The sequence below is a fragment of the Methylobacterium brachythecii genome, assembly GCF_014196345.1.
Taxonomy (GTDB): Bacteria; Pseudomonadota; Alphaproteobacteria; order Rhizobiales; family Beijerinckiaceae; genus Methylobacterium; species Methylobacterium brachythecii.
The window spans coordinates 1-18224 of sequence record NZ_JACIDN010000016.1; the positions used below are offsets into that span (position 1 = coordinate 1).

Genomic DNA, 18224 nt, shown 5'->3' on the forward strand with positions numbered 1-18224 from the left:
TTGGCAAGAAGCGCTCGAAGACATCCTCGACCGGCTCGTCGGCCCGAGCAGGGACATCGCAAAGGCCATCCCATGAAGGGCATCGTACTCGCCGGTGGCTCCGGCACCCGCCTGCATCCGGCGACGCTCGCTATCAACAAGCAGCTGCTGCCGATCTACGACAAGCCGATGATCTACTATCCGATCTCGGTGCTGATGCTCGCCGGCATCCGCGAGATCCTGGTGATCTCGAGCCCCGAGCATCTCGGCAACTACCAGCGCCTGCTCGGCTCCGGCGAACAATTCGGATTGCAGTTCACCTACGCGGTGCAGCCGCGGCCAGAGGGGCTGGCCCAGGCCTTCATCATCGGCCGCGACTTCGTCGGCACCGATCCCGTCGCCCTGGTCCTCGGAGACAACCTGTTCTTCGGCAACGGCATGAGCGAGCTGCTGCGTCGATCGGCCCGGCGGAGTGAAGGGGCTACGGTGTTCGCCTACCATGTTGACCACCCGGAGGCCTACGGCGTGGTCACCCTCGACAAGCAGGGCAAACCCCTACGGCTCGTCGAGAAGCCGCGGCAGCCGGAATCGCCTTGGGCGGTGACGGGCCTCTACTTCTACGACAACCAGGTGCTCGACATCGCGGCCGAGGTGAAGCCGTCCGACCGGGGTGAACTCGAGATCACCAGCGTCAACCAGGCCTATCTCGACCGCGGCCAGCTCCATGTCGAGACCATGTCACGCGGCTATGCCTGGCTCGACACCGGCACGCATGACAGCCTCTTGGAGGCCTCCGAGTTCGTGCGGACCCTGCAGAACCGCCAGGGCCTCCAAGTCGCCTGTCTCGAAGAGATCGCCTACCTGCAGTCGTTCATCACCCGCGAACAGCTCGTCGCTCGTGGCGAGCTGTTCGCGAAGACCGCATACGGAAAAAACCTGCTCAGACTTGCTCGCGAGGAGCAAGCGGCGGACGCGAACGGCTAGCTCGATCGCGCCGGCTCATCCGAGAAACCTCGCCTCGGCCCCGGGCGGCGGTCGTCGACAGACGTCGGTGCGGCCCCAGATCCGGTACCGGTTGGTAGCGACAACGTCATAGGTCGCGTTGCGCAGCGGCGAGGGCACCAGCGTCCCGATCCGCGCGAGCCACGACCAGGACGGCCCGAGGCTGCCGAGCAGAGCAAGGACGGCCTCCGACTTCATAAGGCAGCGGCCGCCGGTGATCACCAGGACCGTTTCATAGACGTCGTAACGCAAGCCGTAGTGCCGAAACAGTGTCTCGCCGAGCGGAGACTGGGCCGCAATACGGATCTGCGCCTTGTCCAGCGAGGGCTTCGCTCCGAAGCCGAAGCCGGTGAGATCACGGACGACGGGAAAACGCGAGATACCAAAGCTCATGTCGATCCGACGCTGATCCCGGCGGGCGATCTCACGCTCGCAAAACAGGGTTAGCGCCTCGCGGATCGTCAGATCCCGCCGGCCCGCCTCGTCGATCAGACTGTCGAGCTGATCGCGGAGCACGGTGAGCTTCAGGCGGTTCAGCAGTGCGGCAAGGTGATCTTGCGCGTCCATCAGAACGATCCTCCCGCTACTGCCTCATACTCCGCCAACGGACGCAGCAGAGCCGAGATTGCCGGAAGTGATGGGGATGGGACGACTTTGATGGGGCGCTCCCTGGAGCCGACCAGGCCGGCCAGATGACGATCGTCGACGACCCGGCCATGGCGCCCCTTCAGTTCCGCGTGGACTGCGACCTCCCGACCGCCATGATGCACCCGGATGAGCTCGCTTCCGACCGTGACTCGGACGCGCGCGCCGATCAGACGCCAGGGAACGGAATAGGCGTTACCGTCGATCGCCACTGCACAATCCGCCCCAACGCAGCGCACGAGATCACGCGCAGTCATGAAGGGCGGCAGGCCGGCCAGCGACCTCAATGCATGGACTTCGTCGCGATCGAAGCGATGTCGCGGCGCATCGCCCGTCGTGCCGTGCACGCACAGATCGGCCACGTCTCGCGTCCACGCGTCGAGATGCGCCTCCATGGCAGCCCAGCTCTCGAAGCGGCGGCCGGCGATCGCGTTCTTCTTCAAATAGTCGACGCCACGCTCGTCCTTTCCCTTGGTGCGGGCGATACGGAGCGCATGCCGGAACCCGGAATCCCCAGTGCGGCGCAAAGGCGTGTAGCCGTGGATGCAGCACAACCTCTCGGCTCGACGGATCATGGTACAGGATCAACGCCCGTGCGTTGTCGAGAAACACCTCGCGCGGCACCTCGCCAAAGGCCCGGAATGTGCTCTCCATGCCGGCGAACCAGCTGTCCTGCTTCTCATGCCCGAAGGCGCGCACGTGCAGCCGGCGCGAGTAGCCAAGCGTCGCTACGAAGAAGAACACCTTGGTCTGAAGCTCGCCGATCGCGACACGGCGTTCACCGAAGTCGATCTGCAGCCGCTCACCCGGCCGCGTCTCGAACCAAACTGTCGCTCGTGCCACCGCCACCAGTTCCCCACGAAGCTGCGCCACTGCGTGCTCGACTGATGTGGGTCGCCTTCTCCGCCGCCAGTTCCTGCCGGATGACGTCGGCGTTGCCGGCATGACGCCGGAACCGATCGGTTAGCCAGTCGGAAAGCCCGTCCAGCTTCCTCGAGCGGGATCGCGTCACGCAAGGCCGCCAATCGGGAGGCGATGTCGGCATGCGCGGCCACGCTCGCGAGCACGAGGCAAGCGAGGGCGGCCCGCAGCGTGAGGCGCTGCAGGAGCATTCGATGTTCCAGTTTCAGTCTAAGAGGTTCAGGAGCCGGGAGCGGCCGATTAGCTTAGTGCTGGGTCCAAGCAGAGCCGGTGCAGAAGGCAAGCAGGACCTGCGTACCCCCTGCGTTACCGCCTGCAATGGGACCGTTCCACTGCGCCGTCCCGTTGAAATCCGTGAGGGACACGAGCGTGCCTTTCGCCGCCGTATTGCAGGTCGGGAGCGTTGCCACGGTGACGTTCGGCAATTGGATCGCGCCGCTGAACACCACGGTGGTCGTGCCGGCTGGTACTGCGAGCACAGAGCCTCCCGCCGCCGACAGGATGTTCAGATCGGATATGGTGCCGGTTGCGCCTTGAATGACTGTGCCGAGAGCGGCCGTCTTGGTCATGGAAGCCGCGGCCGGCGTGCCGTTGCTGCCGATGGTAACGCGGTTCGTCGAGGCGCCCGCTGAGGTCACGGTGACGTAATCGCTCGAAGCATTGCCGAGCACGAGCTTGCCGGTACCCGCCGAGCGCAAAGCCACATCGGCGTTGCTGCCACCCAAGGGCGACGCTGCGAACGATGTCGGCGTCGAAGCCTGCCCGGCTTGGACGACACCCGCCGCGGTCTGCGTGCCGCCGATGTAGGGGATCAGCAGCGAGGGGATATTGCCGGTCGCGTCGCCGATGAACGTTCCAGCATCACGGAAGCGGATGGATTGCCCGTTGGCCGGCGTCAGTACCTCGGACGTAATCGTCGAGGATGGCGAACCGGCCTGGGTGTTGAACCATTCGAGCGTCTGGAACACGCTCATCCGCATGGCGGAGGCGCCACCACCCGTCACGTTGCCGGAGCCGTCATAGGTCAAGCCTGCGATGGCGGTTTGCGCCATGACGATGCCTGTTAGAAACTTGGCCCCGTTGTTACCGATGGTCAGCGCCGCGGACGCGGTCGTCGCACCCGGCACGACCGCACCCGAATTGAGCTTGAGAGCCGTGGTGTGGCCGGCTGGGCTGTCGACGTTGCTCGGCAGCAGTTGGACCGAGTTGCCGAGATTGGCGATGTCGATCTCGGCACCCACCGTGCCCGTGTAGGTGCCGATGCCAGCGCCGGGTTGCCGGAACGCGACCGCGTACATCGCCGTGGCGAGCTGCTGGTTTGTAGTGTTGTCGTTGTTGGTCGCGAACAGGCCACCCATCGCGAGCTGGAAGGTCGGAAGGTTGATGTCCGACGTCCGGGCCGCGCCGAGAATGCCGATGCCTCCATTCGTGGAGATGGACGCGGTCTGCGCCCAAGACGTCCGGAAGCCGATCGGATGCGTCGTTCCTGCCTCGAGCTGCTCGTACCAATCCTTCGTCGTGGCCGGGAAGTCGCCGGAATTGGCGGTAGCGCCGCCGACGAGCAGGCGATCGTTGACGCGGTTGACCTTGGCCCCGACCTTCGAAGGTGTCGGAATGCCGTATTGGGCGCCGACCGCCGAGTTGAAGGTCGTGAAGAACGCACCCGAGGCGGGCTGGGCAACCGGCGCGAGTTGGAAGGTCTGCTTCGTAGTATCGAAGCAACCAAGCGGCACCACTGTCGTGCTCGTCCGGTCGCGCACAGCGAACTGCCGACACGATCCGACGTTCTGCAATCCGATTTCGGGAAGCGTGGACGATTGTGCTGCGGCGGCGCCTGAGAGGCAAACGAGCGCGATGAGCGCCCTACAGAGGGAACAGAGCATCGGTTTTCCATGTTTGAGCGACCGGCGCTGGCGATGTGACGAGCGGATTGCCGATCAGCGGCAGCCTTGTCATTAAGGACCGAGCGCGGGCGCCATTTCGCGTGACCAGCAGCAAGTCTGTGTAGGCATGCTCGACTAGCTGTCTGGTTGCGAGACCTCATTTGCGTTTGCAACGATGTGTGGGTCCTTTTGTAAGGTCTTGGGGCCATGCGCTCTGTTGCGGGGATTGATAAGGGTTGGATCGGCTTCGAGCCGCTGACGCAGGACCATTTTGAGCGACAGGGCCTTCAAGTCGCGCTGACGGTGGCCATTACAGGCCGCGTTGAAGCTGCGCAGCACGGTTTCCAGGTTGCGATGATTGTAGATCGGGATTCCGAGCACCTCGCGTTGAACGCGGCCATTGAAGCTTCGACCATGCCGTTCGTCTTCGGTGTGTAGGGCGCGTCTTGCGCACTCGCATTTTGATTAAATCGGTACAAAATCCTCCACAAAACTAGTATCGATATCGTAAAGCCTGCTACACGAGGTCTAGTTGCTCTTTAGTAGTGCTCCGACGTCGACAGATTGTACACAGAGGCGCCCGGATTACCAAGCTCTATTGGCACGTTAACAAGCTATCGGTTAACCCGTTCGTTGGCGTCTGCACACTAGAGTTCGACTCTTCCATTTCGCGACATAATGAATACACTAGTTACCCCTACGTCCAATTGTTCTTTCTAGTAAAAGACCAACGGTAAATGTACCTAGGATCCATAAGAAAATATACAAATAATCAATTGTTATGGGAAGATTCGGATCGTACCCAAGCCGGACCAATTCGACGATCTGCAGAACTGGATTCCACTTCATTATCGCGTAAATATGCTCAGGAAAGTCGTTCGGCATAAACATTACGCCGCTTGCTAGATAGATTAAAATGCCAATTAGTACATATCCGATTACCCATCCAGGGAAAACCTGGACAATTGCAACGTTAATTGACCCGACGCCGATTCCTAGAAGTATAGCGCAAATATAACCAAAAATAGCCGAGGTGATGTTTAACGGAACAGGATCAAGGCCGATCGCATATATGATAAGAAATACGAGCACAACTCCCATGAAACTACCATTAATTTCGACAAGAACCCTCGAAAACATTACATCAATACTTCTAACCTGTGGATAATATGTAAGTGGCTTATTAATCAGAATTCCCTTCATTATTTCTCGTGAGATATACTGAAAAACTAATGTTGGTACCGCCCCGGTTGCAGCAAATATAATTGAACTTTCGCCGAACGGCGCTGGTATATTCCGAATGGCCAAGGCAAATGCAATAATGAGCATATGAGAGACCGGCCACACTACTTGGACCAAATAGCCCCAGTATGATCCGGCGAAGCGCGTCCGCATATCACGTAGCATCAGTGCGCTCAGTACCCGAAGATAGGCGTCGACATGATCAGGTTTGGCGGCGAACGCGCGAGGCTCTCGCTCATGGTTTGCAAGCTTCATGACAGATACCGACAAGAGAATTCCATCCATATCTGCTTTTCTGGCGGAAATGCAGCTGCTAGAATATTCGGGATAACGCCAGCGTCGAGTTCGTATCGCAAGCGTCATGGTTGAATGACCAAACCTGGATTCGTCTGATCCTTAGGTTTTATGGTGCACTTTTTAGCGCGAATTGGAAGGCTTCACCATGGCCAAGTTCTCCTCGGAAGTGGTCCTGCCCCTCAATGCAAGTGTTCGGGCTGTAACAACTGGGTGAGCGAAGGCCCGGGCGTCAAGCCGCCCGGGGCCTTGTGAGGTCGATCTTCGTTGTCGTGGCATCTCCCTACGTCGGTTCGGCTGCGGGCGTCGGCGAGACAAGAACCACGAGGCGTTCAAGCATTCCGATCGTAAGCTGCAGTTGATGGCCGCGATGTAAGCGTTGTCCGTCGGCTTGCACGGTCGGAAGCGCGCGAAGCCATGCCGAGCGTAGTGTGCTGCCCTGGGCGGTCATGTCCGATCAACATGTCTCTAGAGTGACGTTGCTCGAAGCCTCATTCCGGAACGGATCGACTATGACCAAGTCACAGCTTATGCCGCTCAGCGGCATTCTCGTAGCGATCGATGTCGCCAAGGCCCGCAACGACGTGCTGATCGAAGTGCTCGGCCACAGTTGTCGTCGCCGGCTGAGCGTCTTCAACACCGTGAAAAGCACGATCGGCTGATCACGCTCTCGTCGGATCTCGACCAGCCGGTAACGTACGGCTTCGAGGGGATGGGCAACTGTTGAACCGCACCGGGTTTCCCGGAGGCCCCAACTCTTGCGAGGATGGAGCCATGACGAAGCGAACCCCACCGTTTTCCCCTGAGGTCCGCGAGCGTGCGGTGCGGATGGTGCTGGAGCACCAGGGCGAGCATGACTCGCAGTATGGCGCGATCCGCTCGATCGCGGCCAAGATCGGTTGCTTGGGCGAGACGCTGCGCAACTGGGTGCGCCAGGCCGAACGCGATCGGGGCGTGCGAGCCGGACCGACGAGCGACGAGCGCGAGCGGATCAAGGCGCTGGAGGGGGTGTCCAGCGACATTCGGAACTGACCCTTTGGCGTCACGAGGAACTGAACCCAGGGCATTTGCCTTGTCTGATTGACGTGGGCTGAGCGTCGCAGTGGCCTTCTGCAGAAGGCCACTGCGACGCTTTCCCCGGAGCCTGTAGCTGTCGCCTCGTATCGTGATCACGTGACTGTGGTGGAGCAGACGATCCAGGATGGCGGTCGCGACCACCGGATCTTCGAAGACGCTGCCCCATTCGCCAACCGCCCGGTTCGAGGTGACGAGCATGGCGCCTCGCTCGTAACGGCGGCTGACGAGCTGGAAGAACAAATGCGCGGCATCGGGCTCGAAGGGCAGGTAGCCGAGTTCGTCGATGATCAGCAGCTTCGGTTTGGCATAGTGGATCAGTCGCTCATCGAGCCGGCCTTCGCCGTGCGCCTTCGCGAGCTGTGCCACCAGCGTCGTGGCCGCAGTGAACAGCACCGAATACCCTGCCACGATCGCTTCTCTGCCAAGCGCGACCGCCAGGTGCGTCTTGCCGACGCCCGGCGGCCCGAGGAAGAGAACCGCTTCGCCATTGGCGATGAAGCGTCCGGTGGCGATCTCACGGATCTGCGCTTTGTCCAGCGAGGGCTTCGCTCCGAAGTCGAAGCCGGTGAGATCACGGACGAAGGGAAAGCGCGAGATACCAAAGCTCATGTCGATCCGACGCTGATCCCGGCGGGCGATCTCACGCTCGCAAAACAGGGTTAGCGCCTCGCGGATCGTCAGATCCCGCCGGCCCGCCTCGTCGATCAGACTGTCGAGCTGATCGCGGAGCACGGTGAGCTTCAGGCGGTTCAGCAGTGCGGCAACGTGATCTTGCGTGTCCATCAGAACGATCCTCCCGCTACTGCCTCATACTCCGCCAACGGACGCAGCAGAGCCGAGATTGCCGGAAGTGATGGGGATGGGACGACTTTGATGGGGCGCTCCCTGGAGCCGACCAGGCCGGCCAGATGACGATCGTCGACGACCCGGCCATGGCGCCCCTTTAGTTCCGCGTGGACTGCGACCTCCCGACCGCCATGATGCACCCGGATGAGCTCGCTTGCGAGGGTCAGTTCCTCATGTCGTCAGGGGGGGCAGTTTGTCGTGTCGCCTGACAGCGGTAGGTGCGCGAACTCCGGCAAGCCAACGAGATCCTGAGGAAGGCGTCGGCGTATTTTGCTCAGGCGGAGCTCGACCGCCGGTTCCGGTCATAAATGCCTTCATCGACGATCACCGGGAGACCCTACGGGGTCTAGCCGATCTGCCGGGTGCTGCCGATCACCCCGTCGACGTACCATGCCCATGCCGCCCGGCGGGCTGATCCCGGCAGGCTGCCGGCTCGGGCCAAGCACGATGCGATGCTGATGGCCGAGATCCGGCGCGTGCACGCGGCCAACTTCGGCGTCTACGGAGTCCGGAAGGTCTGGCAGCAGCTTGCCCGCGAGGGGATCGCGGTGGCGCGCTGCACGGTCGCCCGGCTGATGCGAGCGATGGGCCTGGCCGGTGTCGTCCGAGGTCGCAGGGTCCGTACCACCGTTCCCGATCCGGCCGCGGTCTGCCCCCTCGACCGGGTCAACCGGCAGTTCAAGGCCGAATGCCCGAACCGGCTATGGGTGGCGGATTTTTACCTACGTCGCGACCTGGAGCGGCTTCGTCTACGTGGCCTTCGTCATCGACGTCTTCGCGCGCCGGATCGTCGGCTGGCGGGCGTCGTGCTCGGCCCGCGCAGACTTCGTGCTCGATGCCATGGAGCAGGCACTGCACGAGCGCCGCCCCTTCGGTAGCGGCCTCGACTGCCACTCCGACCGGGGATCGTAATACGTGAGCATCCGCTACACCGAGCGCCTCGCCGAGGCGGCCATCGAGCCCTCCGTCGGTAGCGTCGGGGATTCCTACGACAACGCTCTCGCCGAAACGATCATCGGTCTGTGCGCGCCTGGCTCGACCGGCACCCGCGCTGGACCTTCCACTTCACCCCGACCTCGGCCTCCTGGCTCAATGCCGTCGAAGGCTTCTTCGCCAAGCTCACGCAGCGGCGGCTACGACGAGGCGTGTTCCGATCGTTGGTCGACATCCAGGCCGCAATCAAACGCTTCGTGGCGGAGACCAACAGCCGACCAAAGCCCTTCGTCTGGACCTCCGATCTGGATCGCATCATCCGAGCCGCGAAGCGTGGGCACCTAGTGTTAGACTCGCACCACTAGATAGCTATTAGGTCGAAAGCGCGGGCGCGAAAATTGCGAATAGAAAGTATTCAAAAAATTTTTCTTATGATTCTAAATTCCCATCAGGCGAACTCGGCTGCGTTCTGCTGCCCGCGACCGACCGTATTTTCTTTTGGCGAACCGAATTCAACGGCTCATCGGTAACGATGATTTTACTCGGTGCCTTGTAAGGCGCTAAAAGTGCTTTGCATGCTAGGCGAACCCGAAGCTTCAGCGATTCTATAGTCTCGGGTTCCCTAACACGGATTTTCGCAGCAACTATTTGGCCGAGAATCTTATGAGGTTCGCCTAACACAACGACGTCCTCCACATTCTCAATGCCAAGGATAACCTCTTCTACTTCGACTGGGTATACCTTCTGCCCGCCTACATTTATAATGTCAGTGACACGACCCAAAATCCGCAACCATTCTCCGTCTACCTCGACACGATCCTGTGTGTTAAACCACCCTTCGTCATCAAATCCGCTTGGGGCATTCAAGTAGCCCTCCATCCGATAATCTGATTTAATCCAAAGAACTTCATCTCTGACTTCAGTACGAAATCCCTCGCCGCCGACTTTTAACCATAGGGAGCCATCCGGCCTTGATTTAGATCGAAGAACTCCGACTTCGGACAATCCGTATGTTTGTTGCAATTGAACCCCAGGAAAAGCCTTCATCAGACGGTCGAGGGTTACCTGTGGCATAACCTCTGTGCCGTAAGTAATGCGCTTAATGGAGGACAGATCGTAATCCTCGTGAGCTCGCATCATTAGCATGATGTTCAAAAACGACGGAGTCACGGGGAGCAACTCGACTTTGTAGCGCTCGATCGCGGACGCGACTTTCGCGATGGAGCGATCGTCGACGGTTATCACCGTTCCGAGGCTCGACGTTATCGCTAGGATTGTGTTGATGCCGCCGAAATGGTCGATCATCAAGAATGGGATGGTGACCATCGGCGCGCGCTGAACCCGAAATTTCTCAGCGACCTGCTCAAAGTCGTGTAGGATCCCCTTCGGCGCGCCGGTCGATCCGGAACTGAACAGGATCAATCCAGCCCTTTCTTTCACAAGGAACTGGCTGAGCAGGACGTTTTCCACCGGGACCTGCTTTTCGGCCAGGCTGAACTCTCGCCCCGCGGGATCGAATTCGGCGATCCAGTCTGCCCCCGAGACACCGAGGGCGACATCCTGTTCGATCACCGACTCGCGGGTGAGCGGGATGACGATGCAGCGATCGAGGCCCAGAGCCAGAATGAGACAGACCACTTCCGGCGAGAAATCGCCGACGATCACCACCTTGTGGCCTGGTCGGACACCTGCCTCCTGCACACGGCGGCTGAAGCCATTGACCAGTGCGCCCACCTCGCCATAGCTGACCTTACGGTCGTTATGGATGAAGGCGATGGTGTCCGTATGCTCTCCAAATCGATCGAGAAGCCACTTCATCACTTGTCCTTTACCAAGTCCGCGACAACGAGCTTGATGAGCGCATAGGAGGTGAGATCGGCGGCCTCCTCGTCCGGGACCGAGACACCGAACTCCTCCTCGATAGCGAGGATTAGGTCCATGTGCTTAATTGAATCCCAGCTTTCCACATTGTCCATACTCGTATTCTGATCGATCGAATTCTCGTCGATATCCAGAATAGCTGCAATTACCGACTTAAGCTTCGTCTCATCCAGCATAATGAATCTTAATCCACTGAGATTGTTGCTTTTCGAGCGTTGCAAGGGAGGTTACGTAGGTCCGCTCCCCTTCCCTATTTTCCTCCGATGTAAGCCCGAGCTGGTCGAAGAAATCCTCCACGAGGTTGTTCTTTGCGGAACGGACGAAGCGCCCCCGGAGGCGTGAGCAGCCCCTGCGAGCAGCATCCCTTGCAATGTAAGGCCAAATACAGAACTCGACCCCGCGGCCGATGACACGGCAGCTCATGAGGAAGGCCTCAACCTCGACGACATCATCCTCGTAGCGAACGACCCCGACCCCAGTAAGGCCAGCGCTGCCGAACTTATCCTTCACCGTCAGCGAGTAAACCTCCCGGTCTTCACTCGCCATGGCAGCAAGAATCTCAGCTTGTGTGTACCGGCGTGTCGTCAAGTTGAACTGGTTCGATTTCTGCGTCAGCTCGCTGATCCGCGTCACGTTCGCCTCGGCGTTACGCGAAAGCTCGACCTCGAGCTCCAGAGAGGCGATATAGTCTTCCTGAGACGAAAACTGAGCCTTGAGGGCTTCGGCGGCAGCCTTCTGCTTATACTGCTGCGTCTTCGCGCTGCTCTCGGCCGAGACGCCTCCGGCAAGGAACAGCGCCTTGATGTCACCGACAACGTCCGGGTATTCGGTGAGGGCCTTGGGCACCTGAAACACCGTCACCGCAGGAACCTGCGACTGAACGCCCTCAAGTTCGAAGGAGGAATCGTCGAGGAAAACGATGCTGTCGAGGCCGACATTGAGCTCCGTTGCGATTGCCCGAAGGTTCTTCGATTTATCTTCCCAGTTGATCTTTTTAAGGGTTAAATTTTCCGAGCGGATTGGCATGTCAGGATGTCGCGACAGCACTTCCTCGACGTCTGCGGGATTGTTTTTGGTACACAGGCAGAGAATGACACCTGCCCTTTCGAGCCCAAGAAACTCCTGCTGTGCCCGCCAGTACACGTTGCCTGGATACTCGAACGGAGACAGCTTAATCCCCTCGACAAGGTCCTCCCCGACAACCCCACCCCAGAGGGTGTTGTCGCAGTCGAGGGCCAGCACCTTGTAGAAGTAGGTGCCGTAGGCCCGGGTGGCCTTTGCAGTCCGGCGTCCAATCTCGTTGAGCATCGGCAGCGCGTAGGGCGCCTTGGCCTGGGCATAGAAGCGGCGATCGATCGCTGCCGATAACCCGACATCGGTCAGGATCCCGGACATGTCGAAGAGGGCCGCGGGCGTGGCCTCCGCGACCACCTTGGCAAGCATCTTTTGAAAGGTCTGCAGGACGGCGGAAACCCGGTCTGGCTGACGCGGTTGCGCCGAAGGCCAGGTCCGGTGAAACTGGCCGATGAGCACCGTCGGGATCGGGTGCGCGGCAGCGAGTACAAGGCGGTAGCGCTCGGCCAGCTCCTCGCCCTTGGCCGCGATAACCGCGTCGTCTAGCCCAGCAGCAATTTGTGCCTCAAAGGCGGGCATCAAGTTATCGAAAAAGGGGAGGACCAGCAGCACGTCTACCCCGGCCTGCACGAATGTCTCGACGTCCTGTGCGACGCTGTCGTAGAGGCCAACCTGAACTTGCAGCCGCACTCCGGCCAGCAGCGCATGACGCCGCAGGTACAGAGCGAGGCGATCCACCTGCACATTGGAGGAGAGACCGAGCGTGACGTCATTGAGACCGTCTTCGGTCTTCTCCAGAAAGACGACGCTCTTCTGGACCTGGAGGAAACTGGCGGCGGGATCAGCCAGGAGCGCTCGGGCGTTTGCTCTATCGTTGGTGCTCATGACATCGTCAGCCCACCGTTGACCGCCAACGTATGCCCAGTGACGAAGCCGGCTGAATCTGAGGCAAGGAAAGCAACGGCGGCTGCGACGTCCTCCGGCGTGGATAACCGGCGAAGGGGCGTTTGGCGCGCCACCATCATCTGTACCTTCTCGGGGATGTCGCCGATCAAAGTCGTCTCCGTCATTCCTGGGGCAACGCAGTTGACCGTTACCCCCGACGGACCGAGTTCCGCCGCGAGGTAGCGGGACAATGTCGCGAGGGCAGACTTGCCGACTGCATAGGAAGTCCAGGAAACGGACGGGTTTCCCTGTACCACCTGGGACGTGATATTCACGATCCTCCCTGCACGCGTCTCGGTCATCTGAGGCAAGCAAGCCTTAATCATTTCAAAGGCGCCGCGGACCTGCACATCGAGGTGCTTCTGCATGTCCGTCCAACCCAGTACCTGTATGGGCTTCGCGTCGATTGCCGGGGCCGCGTTGTTTACCAGCACACCAACACCGCCGAAGGCCTGGATTGCGGCTTCCACAATTGACCCTGCGGTGCCCGGAACGGTGAGGTCACCCTGCACGGCGATAGCCCTTGAGCCGTTCGCCGACAATTCGCGTACCAGCGCCTCGGCCCGGTCACGCCGGCCGCGGTAATGAACGACCACTGCATGGCCTTCCGCGGCGAGGCGGCGGGAAATTGCGCCGCCGATCCCGCCCGAGCCGCCTGTCACGATGGCGACCCGGCGCCGATCGGATTTGGGAGCCGCCTCGGCCGCTTGCCGGGTTATCAGAACTTTAACTTTGGCTCGCCCCGAGAGGACCAGGTCACCATTCTGGTTCGTGATCCGGGTCTCGAGGTCGAGCAGCCTGTCGCGCTCGTGCTTCTTGAGGACGGTGCAGCCGATCTCCAGGGCGTCCCCGAGGCGCACCGGGCGGTGGAACTCCATGTTCTGGGAGACCCAAAGGGCCCCAGGTCCCGGAAGCTTGGTTCCTATCACCGTGGACAGGAAGCTCGCGCCGAGCATTCCATGGACCACGATGTCTTTGAATGGCGTCGTCTCGGCATAGACGGGATCGACGTGCAGGGGATTGTCGTCACCGGTCAACTCAACGAAACGGCGGACGTCGTCCGTCGTAATCGTCTTGCTGAGGGTCCGGACGTCACCGACCTGGATCGCGTTGAAATCGTGGAACATGTCAGCCGACTGAATTGATCTCGTGACCAACAGCCGTAACCGAAGACCACCGCCAGACGCTCGCGCCGAAGCTGAAGCCGGCGCCGACCGCCGCAAAGATGACTGTATCACCGTCCTTCAAACGGTTGTGCGCTACCGCCTCACTCAAAGCAATCGCCGTCGAGGCAGCCCCGGTATTTCCGATCCGGCCGACGTTCGTGTAGGTTTTCTCCATATCCCCGCCCATCTTGCGGACCAAATATTCGATCAGACGAAGATTGGCCTGATGGAACACGAAGAAGTCTGCTTGGCGATAATCGATGCCGGACTTTTCGCTCGCGCGACGAATGACCGTCGGGAGGTGGGTGATGGCCTGCTTCCAAGTCGCGATCCCGTTCAGCTCCATCGTGTCGATCGCCGGGTCGAAGGGGCGATCGGGACGCGTGAAGGTTGAGCCACCGCCGCGCACCCGGACGGCTTCGTAGTTCGAGCTGTCCGTATGGAATGCGGAACTGAGAATACCGGCACCGGCTACCCGGCCCAGCACCACCGCACCAGCTCCGTCGCTGTGATAGATTGCAGCGTCGGCGTTGCTTCGCGAGATAAAGCGGCTATTCATCTCGACACCGATGACCAGGGCGTTACGGACCTCGGGATCGAGCCGCATTCTGTCGCTGGCAACAGTCAGCCCCGTGACGAAGCCCGCGCAGTTCGCCTGGACGTCCAGCATCTGGCCGCCCTTCACGCCGAGATCCGCATGGATCTTGGAGGCCAGCGCGGGGAAGCGGTAATCCGCGGAGAACGTGCAGCAGATGATCAAGTCGATCTGCGATGCATCTATCCTGGCACTCGCCATCGCATCCCTAGCCGCGAACAGGGAAATGCCCGAAGCCGTTTCGTCAGGTGCCGCAAGGTAGCGCTGCTCGATGCCCGTCTTCTCGAGGATCCATTCGGGCGTGATCTCGAGGTTCCGGCACAGGGTCTCGTTGTCCTCGACGACAGAGCCAAGACGATGGCCGACACCGGTGATAGCGATCCCGCTGGGTTCAGCCAGACTCATGCAGCCAGCCCCTCGTTCCGTGCCGCCATGAATTCCACCAACTCCGTGTTGTGCTCGCGAATTTCGCTGAAGATCGCTGTGCGACCATGTCCGGGGCAGACGAGGGTCGCTGGATCAATTGTATCCCAAATTTTCCGGAGGCTGCTGCGCAGCACGTTAGGATCCTCACCGGGTATCTTCGAGAGGCCGAGTCCGGCGCTGTAAAGCGTATCACCCGAGAAGCAGGTGCCGTCGATCTCGATAAGACAGCTTCCGGGCGAATGGCCGGGGACGAGGCGATGGCGGATCGACACCTCCCCGATTCGCGTCTCGCCGACCTCGTCTTGGAGGAGGGAGAAGCGCGGAAGCTTCAGCTTGGCGGGGATCTTAAAGGCCATCATTAAAAAATTTGCGACCTTGGCCGTCTTCGAATCGGCGACATGCAGATAAACGTCCGTACCGAAGGCATTCTGCAGCACGGAGGCGGAGCCGACGTGATCGAAATGACCGTGGGTGCAGAAGATTGCTGCCGGACGTACGTCGAGGGCCTTTAAGCCAGCCAGAATGGGCTCCGGGTCGAGACCGGTATCGATTACGATGGCGCCGCCGGGAATGGGACCCGTCCAGATGTAGCTGTTGGCTGGGAACACGCCCGCACAAACCTGCCACACGTTTTCCGAGATCTGCTTCATCGGTCCTAGTTCACACCACCCAGGAACACGGTTTGCGCCGTGATGTACGAGCTCCGCTCCGACGCGAAGAAATCGATGACATTCAGGATGTCGTCGATGTCGGCGAATCGGGCCACGGGAAGGCTCTTGATGATTTCTTCGATCTTGTCTCTAGGAAGCTGGGCCAGCATATCGCTATCGATCGCCGAGATCCCGAGGGTGTTGCAGGTCACGTTGAACGTGCCGAACTCCTTCGCCATCACGTTGGCGAGGGTACTGAGACCCGCCTTCGTCGCAGCGTAGACGCTGTCGCCGATCGGCTCCAGACTCGCGGCCATGGATCCTATGTTGATGATCCGGCCCCACTTGCTCTTGCGCATGAACTTCGCCGCTTCGCGGGAAATCAGGAATGGCGCCAGAAGATTGACGTTGACCATGGCCTGAGCGGCGGCGGGAGGCATGATCATGGCGTACTGAGACGTCAGAACACCCGCGTTATTGATGACGATGTCGATCCGGGAGGTCTTCTTACGGACCTCGCCGAAGATAGCCGTCACAGCTGTTGCGTTCGCGAGATCGACTTGGAAGTGCGTGTAGTTGGCGTTATCGATGTAGGATGCTTGTCGCGCGAAGCCGAGCACCCGACCGCCCCCCGCGAGCACATGGTCGGTGATCTGGCGGCCGACGCCTCGAGTCGCTCCAGTCACGAGGACTGTCTTGTCTGCGTAAGCCGTCATCATGCCTTCTCGGTCAGCAGCTCGACGACGAAATCCGTCAGGGTGCGCACGCTCGTAAACGGCGACGGTTCGCGGCTCATGGCCCGATCATCCGTGAGCGCTACGGGACGATCGTACTGCGTGCTAATCGCGGTCTCGACATCCACGATGACCGACACGAGAGAGAGGGAGTCGATCGTTGATTCTCCACCGAACAACAAAGTGTCTTCGGATAGAGCGACTTGCTGATCCTCCGGCAGCTCCTCGTTGAGGCTCTTCAGAGCCTCAAAGATGATCTGCAAGACGTCGTGTCGAAAATCCATTCGTTCAGCCTCCAGAATCCATCCACGCCGCCCGTGATGTCCGGCGGTCAGCGGCGGATCGTAATTCCTGTGTTAAGCGAAGTGCGGTTTAAGTCGTGGGAACTGGCACCTTGCCCGCCGCCATTAGGGCCTTCGCCCGCGCGAGGAACACCGTCCTATATTCGTCCTCAAGGATGCCCATCGCGACCGCGTCCTGAAACTCGCCACCGATTCGGTAGTGGTTACGCAGCACGCCCTCTTGCTTCATTCCAAGAAACTTCTGCCACTTGATCATCAGCGTGTTGCTGGCCGCGATGGTCCCGTACAGTCGCGCGAGACCAAGGCCGTTGAAGGCGAAGTCGTACAGAAGTGCCATCGCTTCGATGGCGACGGGCTGCCCCTTCACAAGGTCTTCCTCGCCGATGAGGAACCGGCCAGTCTCAGCTCTCGAATTCCGCTCGTCGACATCCACTAGCGACAGCATCCCAACGGGCTGGTTGCTTTTAAGCTGAATAATGAAATTATGTTCGCTCTGTGGCCGCGATGCGATCCAACGCGCTTGATCGTTTGGGGTCTGCGCCCCTTGATTCAGATGACGGGCGCGGTCCGCACTTCGCCACTTGCAGGTGGCGACCGCATCGCTCACCTCGATCGGACGCAGATCGACAAACACCCCCGGCAGAGTTTTGGACTCGTTTAACATGGTGCATTCCATATTATAACGCCGAATCGATGCGTTCGTGTTTCAATAGCCAAGTGTTGGTAGGCCACTTACGTTCTTAAAGAATCGGCATGTACTGTCATGCGCAAGGAGCCTGCGTGCCTGAGTTCGTCATAACGGAGGGCACCCTATGGCATGGAAAATGGGCGCTGTGCAACGCGCAGAGTCTTTCCGACAAGTCATTAAACGTGACCGAGGCGACGGACGAAGATCACGGCGCCCGCTGCATAGAGGAATACGCTGGCCGATGCGAGAGTAGCGTGCTCCTGACCCTGAAATCTGGTCAGTTTCGATCGCAAATTTTCGTGCATCCTGATCCCGGAAGGAGGGTGGATGCCATGCCTCGCAAACCATTCCCGAACCAGCAGTTCCGGCATTCCTTTGCTGCTGGCGGAGAACGGGTGCGACAGTGGACGAGATCTGCCGAAAGATGAGTGTATCCGAGCCAACGTTCTATCGCTGGAACAAGCAGGTTGTTGGCCTGCGTGCCCGAGATCCTGTGGCTGAAGCAGTTGGAGGATGAGAATCGTCAGCTCTAGTGGCTGGTCCCCAACCTGGGGCTTGACCGCTCCATGATGCAGGACGTGCTCAAGCGAAAGTGGTGCGGCTTAGCCGATCGTCGTAAGGTCGCGAGTCACCTGCCGGCGGCCTACGGACTTAGCGAGCGTCGGGCCTGTCAGGCCACCGGCTTAGGCCGCTTGTCCCAGCGCTACAGGATACGGTCGCATCCTTAGATGGCGCTTGCGCATGCGGCTGAAGCAGCTGGCAGCTGCGCGGGTCCGCTCCCGCTGCCGGCGGCTGCACAATCTGTTGCGGCGGGAGAGTTAGACCACAAGCGTGTTTATCGGCTCTAGTGAACCGCGCCGGGTTTCCCGGAGGCCATTTTGGTTTGGGTCAGGCGGCCAAGGGTTGTACCTCGGTCTGGGCAAAGCGCGCTTCGGGTTCGG

The 18224-nt window shown here is 60.1% G+C and carries 15 protein-coding genes, 8 pseudogenes and 1 other annotated feature; of the genes and pseudogenes, 7 read left to right on the top strand and 16 right to left on the bottom strand.

Annotated features, from left to right (window positions below):
• Positions 1 to 72 precede the first annotated feature (72 nt).
• Positions 73 to 963 carry a glucose-1-phosphate thymidylyltransferase RfbA gene (rfbA, locus tag GGR33_RS25215; protein ID WP_183513770.1) on the top strand — a complete coding sequence of 297 codons (891 nt, stop codon included), beginning with the start codon at positions 73 to 75 and terminating at the stop codon, positions 961 to 963.
• 15 nt (positions 964 to 978) lie between these two features.
• Here the strand turns inward: rfbA and GGR33_RS26375 are convergent, their stop codons facing one another.
• The 4 genes and pseudogenes from GGR33_RS26375 to GGR33_RS25230 form a co-directional block, all read right to left on the bottom strand.
• A complete protein-coding gene (locus GGR33_RS26375) occupies positions 979 to 1548 on the bottom strand; it encodes a DCC1-like thiol-disulfide oxidoreductase family protein (protein ID WP_183513775.1) in 570 nt (189 codons plus the stop codon).
• Positions 1548 to 2069 (bottom strand): Mu transposase domain-containing protein, encoded by a 522-nt coding sequence (locus GGR33_RS26160; RefSeq protein ID WP_246413466.1) that lies wholly within the window; start codon positions 2067 to 2069, stop codon positions 1548 to 1550. The genes GGR33_RS26375 and GGR33_RS26160 overlap by 1 nt, the downstream gene beginning before the upstream one ends.
• A 94-nt stretch (positions 2070 to 2163) precedes the next feature.
• Positions 2164 to 2571, bottom strand: a pseudogene (locus GGR33_RS26620) (IS21 family transposase); the annotation flags it as partial.
• A gap of 221 nt (positions 2572 to 2792) precedes the next feature.
• The gene (locus GGR33_RS25230; RefSeq protein ID WP_183513783.1) at positions 2793 to 4283 is read right to left on the bottom strand and encodes a hypothetical protein; all 1491 of its coding nucleotides are present in this window, start codon (positions 4281 to 4283) and stop codon (positions 2793 to 2795) included.
• Positions 4284 to 4637: 354 nt separating this feature from the next.
• Between GGR33_RS25230 and GGR33_RS25235 the strand changes: the two genes are divergently transcribed.
• Positions 4638 to 4868 (top strand): hypothetical protein, encoded by a 231-nt coding sequence (locus GGR33_RS25235; RefSeq protein WP_183513786.1) that lies wholly within the window; start codon positions 4638 to 4640, stop codon positions 4866 to 4868.
• Positions 4869 to 5117: 249 nt separating this feature from the next.
• Here the strand turns inward: GGR33_RS25235 and GGR33_RS25240 are convergent, their stop codons facing one another.
• Both GGR33_RS25240 and GGR33_RS25770 read right to left on the bottom strand, forming a co-directional pair.
• Positions 5118 to 5927: an ABC transporter permease gene (locus tag GGR33_RS25240; protein ID WP_183513856.1), complete on the bottom strand. Its 810-nt coding sequence runs from the start codon at positions 5925 to 5927 to the stop codon at positions 5118 to 5120.
• 225 nt (positions 5928 to 6152) lie between these two features.
• Positions 6153 to 6368, bottom strand: a pseudogene (locus tag GGR33_RS25770) (integrase core domain-containing protein); the annotation flags it as partial.
• 110 nt (positions 6369 to 6478) lie between these two features.
• Here GGR33_RS25770 and GGR33_RS25245 point away from each other — a divergent pair.
• Both GGR33_RS25245 and GGR33_RS25250 read left to right on the top strand, forming a co-directional pair.
• Positions 6479 to 6687 (top strand): annotated as a pseudogene (locus GGR33_RS25245) (IS110 family transposase); the annotation flags it as partial.
• A gap of 53 nt (positions 6688 to 6740) precedes the next feature.
• A pseudogene (locus GGR33_RS25250) lies at positions 6741 to 6992 on the top strand (transposase); the annotation flags it as partial.
• 51 nt (positions 6993 to 7043) lie between these two features.
• Here the strand turns inward: GGR33_RS25250 and istB are convergent.
• Positions 7044 to 7826, bottom strand: a pseudogene (istB, locus tag GGR33_RS25255) (IS21-like element helper ATPase IstB); the annotation flags it as partial.
• A gap of 284 nt (positions 7827 to 8110) precedes the next feature.
• On the opposite strand from istB, the pseudogene GGR33_RS25260 reads away from it, so the two are divergent.
• Together GGR33_RS25260 and GGR33_RS25265 are read left to right on the top strand one after the other, a co-directional pair.
• A pseudogene (locus GGR33_RS25260) lies at positions 8111 to 8912 on the top strand (IS3 family transposase); the annotation flags it as partial.
• Positions 8152 to 8269: a sequence feature (AL1L pseudoknot), on the top strand. It overlaps the preceding pseudogene by 118 nt.
• Positions 8912 to 9187 (top strand): annotated as a pseudogene (locus GGR33_RS25265) (IS630 family transposase); the annotation flags it as partial. The pseudogenes GGR33_RS25260 and GGR33_RS25265, both read left to right, overlap by 1 nt.
• A 64-nt stretch (positions 9188 to 9251) precedes the next feature.
• Here the strand turns inward: GGR33_RS25265 and GGR33_RS25270 are convergent.
• The 9 genes from GGR33_RS25270 to GGR33_RS25310 all read right to left on the bottom strand — a co-directional run bounded on the left by GGR33_RS25270 (position 9252) and on the right by GGR33_RS25310 (position 17259).
• Positions 9252 to 10640 (bottom strand): class I adenylate-forming enzyme family protein, encoded by a 1389-nt coding sequence (locus tag GGR33_RS25270; protein ID WP_183513803.1) that lies wholly within the window; start codon positions 10638 to 10640, stop codon positions 9252 to 9254.
• The gene (locus GGR33_RS25275) at positions 10640 to 10879 is read right to left on the bottom strand and encodes an acyl carrier protein (RefSeq protein ID WP_183513807.1); all 240 of its coding nucleotides are present in this window, start codon (positions 10877 to 10879) and stop codon (positions 10640 to 10642) included. Before GGR33_RS25275 ends, GGR33_RS25270 begins: the two co-directional genes overlap by 1 nt.
• Positions 10869 to 12662, bottom strand: coding sequence for an HAD-IIIC family phosphatase (locus GGR33_RS25280; RefSeq protein ID WP_183513819.1), 1794 nt, complete (start codon positions 12660 to 12662; stop codon positions 10869 to 10871). Before GGR33_RS25280 ends, GGR33_RS25275 begins: the two co-directional genes overlap by 11 nt.
• Positions 12659 to 13849, bottom strand: a complete 1191-nt coding sequence (locus GGR33_RS25285) for an SDR family oxidoreductase (RefSeq protein ID WP_183513825.1) — start codon at positions 13847 to 13849, stop codon at positions 12659 to 12661. Before GGR33_RS25285 ends, GGR33_RS25280 begins: the two co-directional genes overlap by 4 nt.
• 1 nt (position 13850) lies before the next feature.
• Positions 13851 to 14888: a 3-oxoacyl-ACP synthase III family protein gene (locus tag GGR33_RS25290; protein ID WP_183513830.1), complete on the bottom strand. Its 1038-nt coding sequence runs from the start codon at positions 14886 to 14888 to the stop codon at positions 13851 to 13853.
• Positions 14885 to 15559, bottom strand: coding sequence for an MBL fold metallo-hydrolase (locus GGR33_RS25295; RefSeq protein WP_183513835.1), 675 nt, complete (start codon positions 15557 to 15559; stop codon positions 14885 to 14887). Before GGR33_RS25295 ends, GGR33_RS25290 begins: the two co-directional genes overlap by 4 nt.
• A 5-nt stretch (positions 15560 to 15564) precedes the next feature.
• On the bottom strand, positions 15565 to 16278 hold the full coding sequence (locus GGR33_RS25300; protein ID WP_210302216.1) for an SDR family NAD(P)-dependent oxidoreductase: 714 nt from the start codon (positions 16276 to 16278) through the stop codon (positions 15565 to 15567).
• Complete coding sequence (locus GGR33_RS25305; protein WP_183513839.1) at positions 16275 to 16577, bottom strand: hypothetical protein; 303 nt, start codon at positions 16575 to 16577, stop codon at positions 16275 to 16277. The genes GGR33_RS25300 and GGR33_RS25305 overlap by 4 nt, the downstream gene beginning before the upstream one ends.
• A gap of 88 nt (positions 16578 to 16665) precedes the next feature.
• Positions 16666 to 17259: a GNAT family N-acetyltransferase gene (locus GGR33_RS25310; protein WP_210302217.1), complete on the bottom strand. Its 594-nt coding sequence runs from the start codon at positions 17257 to 17259 to the stop codon at positions 16666 to 16668.
• Between the two features lie 356 nt (positions 17260 to 17615).
• Here GGR33_RS25310 and GGR33_RS26170 point away from each other — a divergent pair.
• Positions 17616 to 18099 (top strand): annotated as a pseudogene (locus GGR33_RS26170) (transposase); the annotation flags it as partial.
• Positions 18100 to 18224: the final 125 nt, after the last annotated feature.